This window comes from Variovorax sp. P1_H12_2, from assembly GCF_056405335.1.
Window position 1 is genome coordinate 1 of record NZ_JBFUCI010000155.1, and the last position, 13,182, is coordinate 13,182.

At 66.0% G+C, this 13,182-nt stretch carries 10 protein-coding genes; 6 read left to right on the forward strand and 4 right to left on the reverse strand.

Features of this window, described 5'->3' with window-relative positions:
• The 6 genes from AC1D2K_RS16840 to AC1D2K_RS16865 all read left to right on the forward strand — a co-directional run.
• Positions 1 to 258 (forward strand): hypothetical protein (locus AC1D2K_RS16840; RefSeq protein WP_478089979.1); only part of this gene is annotated, 258 nt, incomplete at its 5' end.
• The gene (locus tag AC1D2K_RS16845; RefSeq protein WP_478089980.1) at positions 255 to 1,520 is read left to right on the forward strand and encodes a hypothetical protein; all 1,266 of its coding nucleotides are present in this window, start codon (positions 255 to 257) and stop codon (positions 1,518 to 1,520) included. The genes AC1D2K_RS16840 and AC1D2K_RS16845, both read left to right, overlap by 4 nt.
• A gap of 18 nt (positions 1,521 to 1,538) precedes the next feature.
• Positions 1,539 to 1,895 carry a hypothetical protein gene (locus tag AC1D2K_RS16850; protein WP_478089981.1) on the forward strand — a complete coding sequence of 119 codons (357 nt, stop codon included), beginning with the start codon at positions 1,539 to 1,541 and terminating at the stop codon, positions 1,893 to 1,895.
• Positions 1,892 to 3,013 (forward strand): hypothetical protein, encoded by a 1,122-nt coding sequence (locus AC1D2K_RS16855; protein WP_478089982.1) that lies wholly within the window; start codon positions 1,892 to 1,894, stop codon positions 3,011 to 3,013. The genes AC1D2K_RS16850 and AC1D2K_RS16855 overlap by 4 nt, the downstream gene beginning before the upstream one ends.
• 27 nt (positions 3,014 to 3,040) lie before the next feature.
• Positions 3,041 to 8,452, forward strand: a complete 5,412-nt coding sequence (locus AC1D2K_RS16860) for a D-alanyl-D-alanine carboxypeptidase family protein (protein WP_478089983.1) — start codon at positions 3,041 to 3,043, stop codon at positions 8,450 to 8,452.
• 90 nt (positions 8,453 to 8,542) lie between these two features.
• Positions 8,543 to 9,454, forward strand: coding sequence for an NlpC/P60 family protein (locus tag AC1D2K_RS16865; RefSeq protein ID WP_478089984.1), 912 nt, complete (start codon positions 8,543 to 8,545; stop codon positions 9,452 to 9,454).
• Between the two features lie 432 nt (positions 9,455 to 9,886).
• Here AC1D2K_RS16865 and AC1D2K_RS16870 read toward each other — a convergent pair whose 3' ends face one another.
• The 4 genes from AC1D2K_RS16870 to AC1D2K_RS16885 all read right to left on the reverse strand — a co-directional run bounded on the left by AC1D2K_RS16870 (position 9,887) and on the right by AC1D2K_RS16885 (position 12,383).
• Positions 9,887 to 10,411 (reverse strand): YdeI/OmpD-associated family protein, encoded by a 525-nt coding sequence (locus tag AC1D2K_RS16870; RefSeq protein ID WP_478089985.1) that lies wholly within the window; start codon positions 10,409 to 10,411, stop codon positions 9,887 to 9,889.
• Positions 10,408 to 11,037: a DUF2652 domain-containing protein gene (locus AC1D2K_RS16875; RefSeq protein WP_478089986.1), complete on the reverse strand. Its 630-nt coding sequence runs from the start codon at positions 11,035 to 11,037 to the stop codon at positions 10,408 to 10,410. The genes AC1D2K_RS16870 and AC1D2K_RS16875 overlap by 4 nt, the downstream gene beginning before the upstream one ends.
• A gap of 262 nt (positions 11,038 to 11,299) precedes the next feature.
• Complete coding sequence (locus AC1D2K_RS16880; protein WP_478089987.1) at positions 11,300 to 12,121, reverse strand: alpha/beta fold hydrolase; 822 nt, start codon at positions 12,119 to 12,121, stop codon at positions 11,300 to 11,302.
• A complete protein-coding gene (locus AC1D2K_RS16885) occupies positions 12,093 to 12,383 on the reverse strand; it encodes a hypothetical protein (RefSeq protein WP_478089988.1) in 291 nt (96 codons plus the stop codon). Before AC1D2K_RS16885 ends, AC1D2K_RS16880 begins: the two co-directional genes overlap by 29 nt.
• Between the last annotated feature and the right edge of the window lie 799 nt (positions 12,384 to 13,182).

The window sequence follows — 13,182 nt, forward strand, 5'->3', positions numbered from 1 at the left end:
GCATTGCTGCGTCGGCGGCTCGATGCCTGGGTGCTGCCCGCCCTCGCGAGCTGGGCGCGCAACAACGGCGAAGCGTTCGCCCGTGCCGCGGCCCATCCGGATCCGGGCGTCACGGTCCGCGTGCGCCTGACGGCGGTGCCCGGGCTGGACGCGCTCGCACAGGGTGCGGGCGGCGCGGGCGCGGCGGCCGCGAAGAACGCGCTGCGCGGCACGCCGTCGATTTCCATCAGTCTGACCTCGGGCAGGCGCCGGAAATGAGCAAGGTCGCGCCCATCGACCACGCGCTCGTCGTCGCCGACCTCGAGCGCCAGATCGCGCATTGGCTGGCGGCCTCGCGCACCTTCCGCGACGCCGAGGAGTTCGCGTCGCTGGCGGCGTGGAAGTCGGTCGAACGCGAGATCGGCGTACCGTTGCGAACGCAGATGAATGCCGCGGTCGAGGAGCTGATCGCACTGGGCGACGCCACGAGCGCGCTGATCGCGAAGGCGCGCCAGGCCCCCGCGCTGGTCGACCGGGCCGCGACGGCGGTGCAGCGCTTCCGTCGCCGCTACGTGCAGGTCGACACGACGCTCGACTTCCTCGGCGACGCGGTCAACTCGCGCACCAGCCCGTTGCTGTGCGCGGCGCTGTCGACATTGGATCGCCTTGCCGTGGCGAGCATGGCACCGGTGCTGCAGCGTGCGAACAAGCCCATTCCGCGTGCGCTGGTGTACCAGGACAAGGGCACCGGCGCGTCGATCCTGCGTGCCGGCGTGCGCCTGTGGGCGCCGGGCGCGGTCATGCCCGTCGCCGCGATCAAGATCGTGCGCCACAACCTCTACCGCCCGACCTCGCTCTTCCACGAGACCGGACACCAGGTCGCGCACCTCACCGGGTGGGTGCCGTCGGTGCGCGACTCGCTCGCGCGTGCGCTCGCCGACGATGCGCAGCTGCAGGCCATGTGGACACCGTGGGCCTCGGAGATCGCCGCCGATGTGCATGCCTTCCTCCTGACCGGCTACGCCTCCGTCGCGGCGCTCTACGACGTGGTGGGCGACGCGGAGACGATCCTGCGCTGGCCGATCGGCGATCCGCATCCCATCGGCTGGCTGCGCACCGCGCTGGGTTGCGCGTTCTCGAAACAGTGCTTCGGCGCGAACGGGCCGTGGACGCAGCTGCAACGCGCCATGGAAGCGCGGCATCCGGCGACTGCCGCCGACGAGAGCGTGCAGCCACTGCTTGCGCGCTCGCTGGCCGCCATGCCGGCCATCGCCGCCGCGTGCCTGTCTGCTCCGGTGCCGGCACTGCAGAACCGGCCGATGACCGACGTGCTCGATCCACAACGCGTGTCGCCCAAGGCCTTGGGCGAACTCGAAACCAGCGCTGGCGCGGCCCTCTGGAGTTCGCCACACTGGCGCCAGAGCGAAGGCATCCGGATCGTCGCGCTGGCCGGTCTTCGCGAAGCCGAGCGTCCCACGACCGCGCCGCTCTGGATCGACCGCGCGCGGCAGTGGCTGACGACGGAAGTCAAAGCAGCCTGATGTTGAGAGGAAATCGCCATGGCAACGGAAAAGCAAGAGGGCTACGCGGGTTCGACGCTTGAATCGCGCATCGCCGTGCTTGAGGAACTGTTCGTGCGCCTTGCACAAGCGGGAGCGACCGAAAGCATCCTCGGGTGCGGGTTCGAACAGGTGTCTGCCGGTCTGAAGACTGTTTCCGACCGCCTCCAGGACATCGCCGTCCAGGTCGCACCACTGCGCAATCTGGCCCCGGTGGAACCTCCGTTGCGCCCCGAGCAGCGCGCGGTGATGGCCAATCTGTACAAGGCGTTGGTGCCGCCAGTGCCGGTAGAGGACAAGAAGAAGCCGCCCACCGGGGAAGAGGACGTCGGCTTGCAACAGAGGAGTGCGTCATGATCCGGCAACTCGTCAAGGGCATTTTCGCCGCAGGCCTTGGTCCTGCCCCTCCCTACCCGCCGGTTGCCGCCGGCAGTCTTGCCGCTGCTACCGAGGCCGTCCTGACCGCCGACCCGCTCGATCTGACGCTGTACCTCGAGCAGTACTGGAACTCCTACAGTCCTTCTGCCGGACCGGCGCGCCAGAGCCTGTGGGCGTCCGGGCGATTCCACACCATCGTCCCGCCCGTGCCGATCACCTCGACGGTTCCGAGCTGGGACCATCTCGCCTACAGCTACGTGCTCGAAAACACCCGCGCGAGCCAGATCCTGCGCCGCGTGGTCCGCGAATATCGCTCCGGCGAGAAGCTCGGCGTCCCGAGCTTTGCCACGCGGCAGTGGCTGGATGCCACGGAGGCCTTGTTGCATGGGGCTGACAACCTGATTGCGCCGTGGCTCTCCACCAGCGCCGCCCGACGGAATGCCGAAGCCGTTCGACGCAACGCCTACTGGCGTCTGCTGGGCATGGACCTCGCGTTCGGCACCGAGGACAACCGCCCCTGCGAATACGAAAAGGCGAGCGCCGCCAACACCGATTTCGTCAAGCTGTTCGAGGAACTGCTCTACGAGTTGTGGCGGGCCATCGCCAACATCAAGAATCTGGTGGCGGGCAACGAAACCGACCAGGACCGCATCTTCCGCATTGCCCAGGAGCTTCAGTACGTCCTGACCTCACGCCGGCAGGGGCAAGTGATCGATCGCGAGGAACTGGCCGCCGCGACCGTCCTCGGGTGGATCGAGCTCACGCTGGACACGGAGACCGCGGTCATCAAGGATCTGAAGGCGGATTCCACATCGGCGGCGAATCGCCTGAAGCTGATCGGCGACCGGGTGGGCTTGCCCGCACACAGCAAGTCGGCCGCGCTCTTCTCCATGAGCGAGGACCTGTCGATCCTTCTGCGGACCATCGAGTCGGCGGTGATCGATCCCGCTACCGTGACCCTCCTCTACATGCCCGGGCCCGTGGCGGAGGCCGCGCGACGGGTCATCACGGAATGGGCGGCCGCGACAGGCAAGGACCTCAAGGCGCGCGCCAAGCCCGTCGAGACGAACCGCCCGCGGCTGGTCAGTGTGCAGTGACGCAGCGACTCCGCCGGAGGAAAGACCATGTCCGCAACAAGCCCGCCGGGCGCGTTCGACCAGATCGGACTGGAGGCCCCCTTCGCCGAAGGCGCTGACGCGACGGATCGCTACGAAGCCGGGCCGGCATGGAACGCGTCGGGCGAGTCGCCCTATGCAGAAGCACCAGCGACYGGCGGGACCTGGGACGAAGGTCCGGAGCCCACGAACGCCGGAGAAGAAAACCTGGCCTGGCTCGACATGGAATCGGAGAGCGACTCCCCGCAGACGCTCGCCGAAGACCTCGTCCTGGACGGCGAGGAACTGGATGAAGACGAGCTCGAACGCGAACGTGAACGCGAACACGAGCACGCCGGCGAATGGCAGAGCGACGGAAGCTCAGGCGAAGTGCAATACCTCGACGACGAGGAACGCGATGCCGCGGAGTCCTTCGAGGACTATGCGCAGCAGGACGAATTCGAGCCGGGCGCGCGTCCGACCGATCCGCCTGCGCTGAAGAGCGCGACCATCGGCGGGTTCGGCCGCTACCGCAGCGAGGCCGCGTCGCTTGCACCTTCGGAGCGCGCGAAGATTTCCGCCCTTGCGGCCTACGTCCTCTGGAGCTTCGGTCCGGGCCGTACACCGGTGCGTTCGATCGAACTGGTCGGACATGCGGACAGGGACGTCGCGCGGGGAGCCGACTTCGAAACAACGATAAGCCGGGAACGCGCGCTGGGGATGCGTGCGACGCTCGCCGAAGCGATCGACCGGCAGAGCGCGGCACATCTGCCTGCCGACCCCCCGTCGCCGCCGGTCTCCACCCGCCTGCACTGGCGCGTCGTTGGTGCAGGCGCCCGGCAGCTGCAAGTGCCCCAACCCAGGACCGAAGCGGAGCGAGCCCGAAATCGCCGTGTCGACATCGCGCTGCGCCCGGCCGACGCGGCGCCGGCGCCCCGTCTCGCCTTCGCGGCTGAAGACGCGAACCCGGCGTCCGTCGAATGGACCTTTCCCTTGATGCTCCGCTTCAGCAGGATCGTGCCCGCGGACATCAACGCAACGAACTGCTGCAGGGCGGTCCAGACCGCCAGCCGCCTGCTCGAGGCCGCGACGCCCCCGAAAGCCAAGTGTGCGTCCTTCAACTTCTACGGCGCACAGCTCGTCACGGCGCGGGAAGAGCAGCCTCCGCTTTCGGCCACTCGCAAGTGCTGCCAATGGAGCGGCTCGTACTGGTCGATGTGCCGGTCGGAACCCCACAAGTCCCGCTGCGCGCACTGCGGCGACGTCCCCGGTCCGCACCTGGTCATCAGGTATGCGAAGGAGCAGCTCCGGAATGCGGTGGATCGCATCAAGCGGGCGCTCGACCAGGGCTGCACCGTCGCGGCAGGTGTTCTGAGCGGCATCTGCGCCGACAAGCCGGAAGTGGGATGCGCCCGCATCGCGAAGGACGAGGCGTGGCGCCAATGTCCCGAGCACTGGCTGCTGATCATCGGGTATCGCGAAGACACCTTCCTTTTCTGGGACTCGTCGCAGGCGAGCGCCCTCCAGACGCTTGAGGGACACCGTTTCGGGCTGCTCGAATACGACCGGGATGCGCCCCGGCTGTCCACCGCGCGATCGGTGGCAGGCGCCGAAAGAATGTCGGTGGACGCAAGCGGCTTCCATACGCGGGGCTACCCGAGCGCGCGCGCCCAGAAGCGCTACCAGGTGCTGGACTTGCGAAATTCAGCGCCGTGCGCCGCCTGGGATGCAGCCAAGAGGTGCGGCGAGTACACCACCGAAGGGCGCTTCACGTCGCGCCAGTGCCAGCTTCCTGTCGGCCCGGCGCGTGAAGCGCATGAAGCCCACGAAAGATGCGAGGCGTGCGCGTCGAGGGAATCGGAGTTCCATGAATACATGGAGCCCGAGGCCACGCAGCAGGAGTACTTCGAGCCCGAAGATGAGGCCGCTGGCAGCGCCGTGCAAGTGCCCGCGCCACTGTCCCCGCAACAACGGGCGTGGATCCTCGCGCTCGACCGCTCAGCGATCGAGCGTCTGCCGGACGGGACGGTACGGGCGCGCTTCCTCCGGCAGGACTGGTCGGACGTCGAGTTTCCCCTCAACGTGCCCAAGGGGCAGTCGGCGACGATGGAGATCAAGCGCCATTGGGCGCTCGCCCGCTCGCTGTTCGATGCCATGGGCGGGGTCACGCCGGAACGCCGTGTGCCGACCTCGATCCGGTTCCGCGATCGCCCCGCGGCGAAGGTGCCGGGCCAGCCGTCGCAACGGCTGTACGCCGAAGCGCGCGATGCGTTCGTCCGCATGCACGCGGCTGCGAAGGCGGACGGCGTCGACCTCGTCATCCTGTCGTCGTGGCGCAGCCGTGCACGACAGGCGGCGGCGAGCGCCAACCAGCCCAACCCCGCCGCGGTCGCACGCAAGGCCTCGGCGCACATGTACGGGCTGGCGATCGACCTGCGAATGGGCGTGCCGGGCCTGCCGGTGATGGAGATCAACACCCGCGTCGATCGCGCCACCGCGGCGAAGGCCGGCACAGAGGCGAAGATGGGCAACCTGGTGCGCATGTACCGCTCGCCGGCCTACAAGTGGATGGCGCTGCGCGCGCGCGAGTTCGGCTGGTACCCCTATCGCAACGAGCCCTGGCACTGGGAATACAACCCGCCGGGACTCAAGGCGCGTTTCGAAGGCGCGACGCGCGGCGAGCTCGAAGAGGAAGCCCAGCCCGGTGGATCGATGGCTTCCTGGGAGCAGGCCGACGAGGGATCGCTCTACGCCGAAGCGCAGTACGAGGAGGAAGGCGCGGCACTGTCGCCCTACCTGCGCACATTTACCGCGAAGGCACTGGCCGTGAAGGTTGCCGTGTATGTAACACAGGCCGCACGCCATGCGCGTCGGGTCGAGATGGTGGTGTTCTGCCATGGCCTGGACCTGTGCAAGCCGGTCTTGAAGAACCGGCCCGCAACGTTCATCACCGAGCAGCCGTTCAAGCTTGCAGAGCTGGTCGAAGCGACCGGGCGCCCGATCGTGCTGGTCGTCCCGTTCATGGACTGGGAACGACTCGATGCGAACCGCATGGCGTTCGGCCGAAAGTGGCACCGGCTGGCGCAGCCCGCGAACTTCAACCAGGTGGCGGCCGAAGCCCTCGAGCAAGTGCGCACGATCGCCGGCAGCGCCGCGGCACCCGAGGTGCAGCGCCTGGTTCTGGCGGGCCATTCGCGCGCATACGGCTTCTTCGACGCACTGGCACACGAGCATGCCTCGCCGCAGATGCGCACCGGCGCGTTGGCCAGTCCGACGCACGTGTGGGCGCTGGACACGACCTACTCCGCGCCGATCGCCGACTGGCGGGCGTGGCTGCGCTCGCGCGAGGATCTGCAGGCCACGGTCGTCTTTCGCCAGGGCACCTACCGGACCCAGGGATCGATCGTGCGCGAGTTGGCGACCGGCGTGCGCGGCAAGGAGTTCATCAAGCTGGCAGCCGCAAGCGACGGCCGGCTGACGGTGATGCCGGTCGCGGCGGGCAAGGTCTCGCATTGCGGCATTCCCACGGCGTACCTGCCGCGCCTGCTCGCAGCACTGCCGGCGTTGGCGACCTCCGGCGAAGACGAAGCCGAGGCGCAGCTGGATGCGTACGAGGAGTTCGAGGAAGGCGAGGACGATGCCGGGCTCGCCACCGAAGCCGAAGCGTCGGCGTCGGAAGACAAGGCCAGCGGCGACGAATGGAGCGAACAGGCCGCGAACGAGGAGGAACTTGAGGCACCCGATCGATTCGACGCGTTCGGCGACGAGCGCGACTCCGAATGGGGTGCGGAATCCAGTGAAGAGGAGGCATGGCAGGAGGGTTCGTTCGAGGACAGGGAGCACGACCTCTCTTTCGCACTCGACCAGGAAAGCGAAGCTGGCCTCGCCGGTAGCGGCCTCACGCCGGCCGAGCAAAAGGCCGTGGAGATCACCAGCCTGTTCGAAACGGGCAAGCGCGGCGGCTTCTACGGCCTCAGCGGAAACTTCGACGGACAAGGCCTATCGTTCGGGCTGGTCAACTGGACCATCGGCACCGGCAGCCTGCAGCCGTTGCTGCGGGACTTCGCGAAGGAGCATCCGGCGCGCTGGGTGTGGGTGTTCGGCCCGGATGCGTCGCAATTCCTGCAGCTGATCGCAGGCAAGGACAAGCAAGCTGAAAAGGAGCAACACCGTTTCGCCATCGAGCAGATGAACAGCGTCTCGACCGGCGCGCGCGGCAAGCGCATCTGGACTGTGCGCCAGCCCTGGGTCGGCTACTTCAAGCGACTGTCGGAAGACACTGCGTTCCAGCAGATCCAGGTGCGCTACGTGCGCAACCTGCTGGCGTGCGCGGGGGACTATTGCCGCCAGTTCCGCCTCACCAGCGAACAGGCGTTCTGCTTCATGTTCGATGCGGTGGCCAGCCACGGGAAGGGGTGGTTGAAGAAGAAGTTCAGCGGCGTGCAGAAGCGCCGAGTCCTGATCGAACAGGCGTTGATGGCGCTCGCCACGCGGTTCGGCACCGCTCGCGTGCCAGAGAGCGAAGTGCTGCTCGCGATCGCCGACGTGCTCGCCACGACCTCCGCGCAGCGCTGGGCCGACAAGGTGCGGGAGCGCAAGCGCTGGTTTGTTACCGGGCAGCATCCGCGCGGACGGGAGCTCGATGGGTTGATGCCGCGCTCGGACCTTTCCTACTCCACGTCGCTCTCCAAAACGCGCGAAAGAGAGTTCGAAGAGGCCGATGAGTCCGGCATCGCCGGCGAATCGGAGATGGAGGACGACCCACAGGCGATTCTCGGCAAGTGGATCGTCAGGGTAAAGGACTGGGTCTGGGAGTACGAGTTCTCGCCCGGTGGAAGGCTTGCGTGGCGTGATTCGCGCAGCAACGAAAAAGGCGTCGGACGCTGGTCGATCGGACCGACGGCCATCAACATCAGCTGGTCGGGTTCGGCAACCACGGAAAGCTGGCGCCGTCCCCTGACGCCCACGGGGCAGAGCGGCCGGTACCAGTCGAGTTACTACGCTGGAAGCGTCTCAGCGCAGAAGGTCCCCGGCTCGACGGATGGTGGCGCGGCCGATGTAGGGCCGGGCCGTTCCATTCCACCCGAGGGCCTCACGCTCAGGATCGACACGCCAAATGTCCTCGTCGACCTGGGCTTGATCCGCATGACCAAACGCCATCTCTTCGTCCAGGCCGACCTCAGAATTGAACCTGCGACAGCGGACGTCGACGCGCCTTTGAGCTTTAGGCTCACGCCGATGCGTGACATTGGCATCCCGGCGCAACCTGATCAGAGCGGATCGTTCCCGAACGCAAGAATGCGCTGGTACAACCTGGGCCCCTCCACATACAGATGGAGGTACTTTCGCGGAACCTCGTCCTACTCGCCCAAGAAGCCGGTGCTTCCCACTGTGGTCGGCACTCTGACGTTCACCGAAAGCGACATTTGGCCTCCTGAATAGTCGGCTGATTGTGCGTGCAGGCCTCTTCCGAACGGGGCGATGTTCGCGATCGGAACGCCTGCATCGCATGTTGATCAAGGACACAGAGCGATGCTGAACTCGACCTACAAGATCAGGATCCGACCCCATGGCGGCAAGACGCAGCAGGTGGCGATGTTCGACCCCTGCAACGCCGCCTGGCTCGCGTCATTCACCGTCGGCGCGCACACGGTGATTCTGCGAGGACCCTTCCGCACATTCAGGGAGGAGCCGCACAGCGTCTGCCACGGCTGCTGGGCACGCACCTACCCGCAGCCGTTTCGCGAAGACCGATTCGATCCTGGCTGGCTGGCGAATGCGCTCGCCGCCAACGCGCGCAGGGAGCCCGACCTGCTGGCCATCGCCATGCAGTACATCAGCGGCAGCGATCCCATCCACGCCGAGCACGATCCGCAACTCCAGATCGCGGGCGATACCAGTTACGGCCCGTTGGCCGGGGACACGCGCGAAGAAGGCTCCGACTTCAACGACTACCTCGGGCTCGCGTGGCCCTACGCCAATGAAGCCACGGATCAGCCCGAAAGCCGCCAGTTCCGCTGCCTGGACTGCTCGGGCTACGTCCGCATGGTCTTCGGCTACCGCCGCAACCTGTCGGGGGCGGATCCGGGATGCATCGCGCTCTGTCGTGCCCCCCGGGAAGACAAAGCTGCGATTCCGCGACGGGCCCATGAAATGGCAAGCCACGCGCCCGGCGTGCTCGTCGTGCCGCCCTCGACGCGCCAGGTCACGGATTTCTCCAGCCTCGCCGCAGGCGACCTCGTGTTCTTCGATGCGGATCGGGATGACGGCCCGCAGATCGATCATGTCGGAATCTATGTCGGGCGCGATACCACGGGCCATCACCGCTTCATTTCCAGTCGAAAGCGGGCAGACGGCCCGACCATGAGCGACATTGGAGGGCGCTCGATCCTGGACGGTGATGGCCTCTATGCCCGCGCGTTTCGCGCCACGCGCCGGCTATAGCGTCTTCATCGCGTTTGCGCTGCAAATCGAAAAATCGAAAGCCGCATCATGCTGGATTGTGTTGGCCGATGATTTCTCAGACCTCATTTTTGGAATTAACGGCGGCGATAACTAATGCGGGCGACGCTGAMCATGCCCGGGCTCTAGTCGCCAGCTTCGATGCATGTGGCACCAGAGGGCAACACCAGATTTGAGAAGTGGTGAGAGGTCATTCCAGCGGTACTTCCGTGCAAGAGCCTGCGGGACATAAACACCGCGATTCACCCAACTTGAACGTCGGCTTCGACGGTGTGGCTAGGCCCGCTTCGGGCCCATCCTTGCCGGTCGCCCTGTACGAACGAATGTCGGCAATCAGTCTTTCCCTGCCGTAGACCCGCATGGCTCGGTCGGCTGAATCGGACCGCCATAGGCGGGTCCGTTTGAAGCAAGCGGCTAGGCCGCACGTTGCCGTAAATCAGCGACGAGCTTGCTAACTCTGCGTTGCCGGGTTTCTGGAGATTTGGCCTCTTCGATCGCCGCAACGTACTTGCGTTTGAGACCGAATGGCAAGCGATCAAAGGCCGATCTCGCTTCCGATGTCTTGTTCAGCGCCGCCGCGAGATCTGCCGGCTCAGACACTACTCTTGGCTCAGTGTCGAGTTCAAGAAAAACTTGGATCAGATCACCTTCGGCTATCCCGCTTGCGGTTCTATTGGCTGCGCTGATACCAATCAAGCACTGCCCGCGCATCAAGGCAATCCTGCTTCGCCAGGCGTGACCGTTGATAGAGACTGCGACGAGCGGTCGAGCGTCAGAACCGAGCGCCTCCATGACAGGTGCGGGAACTACAACGGCGGTTGCGTTGCCGGATGGAATGACTCTGGCTTGAAACTTCACGTCGATGGGGGAATGAAGAAACGGTTCAGGCCCTCCCCTGTCTGTCGCTCCCGACGACACGCGCGGCGAAGCGCTTTTCATGTGAGGGATCCGGTGACCGTCGCCTTCGCCTCGGCCAGGTACGGCGCCATCGAACGGTGCCGATACGCCACGTCCCCGATCTCGTCGTAGCTGCAGTGGCCGCACTCGAACGACGAGGCCGTCGCGGTGCCGTCGGCCAGCTGGTTCAGCGTCTCCTCGCTCACCAGCAGGTACTCGTGCTCTGGCACCTGATTCTTCAACAGCCGGTGCGCGACGATGATGCTCTTGCCGATGAATTTCGAATGTCCCTTGACCTGCATGGTCCTGGCCGGCCCGAAATGCGCGACGAACTTGAGCGACAGGCAATGGACGCTGGAACAGGCGCCGCATGAGCAGGTGCGCAGGATCTCGATCCGCTTGATGTGCGAATGGAAGTCCACGAACATCTTCCGTGCCTGCGCCAGAAGCTCGTCCAGCGACGGCGGCGCGCCGGGACGAACGAACAGCACCGCATCGCCTTCGAACTCGGAAACCTCCAGCCCGAGTTGGTTGGCGTCCACGATCAACTCCAGCAACTCCTGGATGATGTGCTGGCTATGGCTCACCTCGGTCTCGGTCACGAACTTCGTGAAACCGCTGATGTCCGGGATGAAGAAGAGCATGTTGTCGGGATCTGTTGTCGCCACGGCTCGCTCCAAGGATTTGCGTCGTCACATTCAACCACGCGTCCACGCAGGTCAGCCACAGCAACAACAAGACCCCGAAGGCAGCCCTGTCTTGCGATAGGCGAAGCCGAGACGACAACACCGCGAGCGCCACGGCCCCCCTGGGGCCTGCTGTTTCCAGGCAAGACCGTCGCGCCTACGCCGGCGCAGCCGCCCACGCTGCTACCTGCGGAGACTGCGCGCATGGTGAGGGGCTGGCCTGCCTTCGAAACTCTGGCTGACATCAACAATGGGAGCTGTGCACCAACGCGTTGCGAGAGAGAAAGTTCGCCACGGCGTCGTTGACCGCTTTCGGATGTGTCACGGGGCCCATGTGACCCAGATCGTCAAACTCAAGCACCTTGACATCGGGAAGCGCGTTCGTCAGAAGTCGGGCCACCCCCCGCGACGAAGCGGGCGACTTCCCCCCCACCATGTACAGGACTGGAACCTTCAACGCGCGAAACGCCCGCAATGGCGTGGGCTCCGAAAACAGAGCGTGAGCCCAGCCTGCGACGTTGACCATGGATGCTGCGACCGGCGCTTGGCGAGCGGCGGGTATGCGGCTCCAGGTCCCCGGGCCCATCCAGTAGTCGATGAAGACCTGGGCCGCTCCCGCGTGGTCGTGCGCCTCGTTTGCGCGGACCGCGTCAGCCACTGCAGAACGTATGCCGCTCGCGGCTTCGTGCCCGGGATGTTCCTCGTCGAGCAGCGCGAAGAGGGTCGGCTCATAGATCGCGACCGCTCGAACGCGGCTCGGACGGGCCAGAGCAGCCATCAATACCACCGCGGCGCCGTACGAGTGGCCGACAAGAGAGAACGGCGATCCAGCCGCCTCGAAGACCGGTTCCAGCAAGGCCACCTCGTCGCTCAGCGTCACGATGCGATCTCGTGGCCACGCCGGGCCTTGTCCCGCGCCAAGCGAGTCCGGTGCGAAGACGTGGAAGTCCGGGGACAGACAATCCATCAATACGCGCCACTGCGACGACGTACTTGCGTTCGAGTGGACGCACACGACACCGGGTCCGGTGCCTGCCTCACGCACACTGGGAATTGGGCAGGTCATCGGTGCTCCTCGAAACGCGGCTCATGTGCCGCACCATCGCGACCTCGGGTGAGTCGTGCGACTCGGTCCCGCTGCAGGCGAGCGGCGCCTGCCACGGATAGGGAATCGGTTGCGGAATCAGCACAAGGACGATCGCGCTCGCGAGAGCTGCGATGGCGACGACCAGAACCATCAGCGCTTTTCGCAGAGACCGCGTGGTGGCGCTGGCTCCCGCCCGCTCGACAGCGTCGGTCCGCGGGGGTTCATGATGGATGGATTTCATGGAACGTCTCCTGAAAAGCGGTGCATCCTCATCTGCCTCACGGCAGGTCGCTTCAGTTGCCATTTTTGCGTGGGCGCGCTGGGATGTATGTGCGATTCGGCACACCAGAGCGCATCTCGATGTTGGCCGGCCGGAGACCGCTTTGGGCCTCAAACCGGTCATGGGGCAGGCCCCATGTGCTCGCGCAGCATATTGGCTTCGCCGGCATAGCTCAATGGGGTGCGGATCCGCGCAGCCGCCTGCTCGATCCGGCCCAGGTCGCCTGGCCATCGCTCGACGGGCAATGCGCCAGTGCGCGATCTGACATCGCGTTCGAGAAGAGTCAACTTCCCTATCAGCGGTAGACGCGCGACCGTGCGCGCCAGCGAGCCAACCGCGGCAGAAGCTTGGACAGGGGAACGGCCGCGGACGCCGGCGGGGCCTGTCCTTCCCCCCGAGTCGTATACGCGGCGTGGCAGAGCCGAGCGCTGCCTGACCCTCGAGGTGGCTCAGCGACCAGGTCGCAGTTCGCACCCAGCGCAGCGCTTGCACTGCAGCATCTCCGCGGGCCTCGGCGCCGCGCGCACGCGCTGACGCATCTCTTCGGCCGGCGAGCGCGGGGTCGGGAGGACGAGGCGCAGCCACTTCGGGCCAGCCATCAGGCCACCGCGCCCGTTCAGTAGCTCGTTTCGCCTTTCGACTTGATTTCGCCTGCCTTGTTGGCCGCAGCGGCTTCCGATTTGCGGGTCTTGCGCGCCGCCGAACGATCGGTGCTCGACACCTTTGGCGCGGTCACGCGCGGCGGCTCGGCTTCGCCCAT

Coding starts and splice junctions, on each gene's coding strand:
- AC1D2K_RS16850 (WP_478089981.1), top strand. CDS start 1,539: ATGGCAACGGAAAAGCAAGAGGGCTACGCGGGTTCGACGCTTGAATCG.
- AC1D2K_RS16880 (WP_478089987.1), bottom strand. CDS start 12,121: ATGACCTGCCCAATTCCCAGTGTGCGTGAGGCAGGCACCGGACCCGGT.
- AC1D2K_RS16845 (WP_478089980.1), top strand. CDS start 255: ATGAGCAAGGTCGCGCCCATCGACCACGCGCTCGTCGTCGCCGACCTC.
- AC1D2K_RS16865 (WP_478089984.1), top strand. CDS start 8,543: ATGCTGAACTCGACCTACAAGATCAGGATCCGACCCCATGGCGGCAAG.
- AC1D2K_RS16885 (WP_478089988.1), bottom strand. CDS start 12,383: ATGAAATCCATCCATCATGAACCCCCGCGGACCGACGCTGTCGAGCGG.
- AC1D2K_RS16855 (WP_478089982.1), top strand. CDS start 1,892: ATGATCCGGCAACTCGTCAAGGGCATTTTCGCCGCAGGCCTTGGTCCT.
- AC1D2K_RS16870 (WP_478089985.1), bottom strand. CDS start 10,411: ATGAAAAGCGCTTCGCCGCGCGTGTCGTCGGGAGCGACAGACAGGGGA.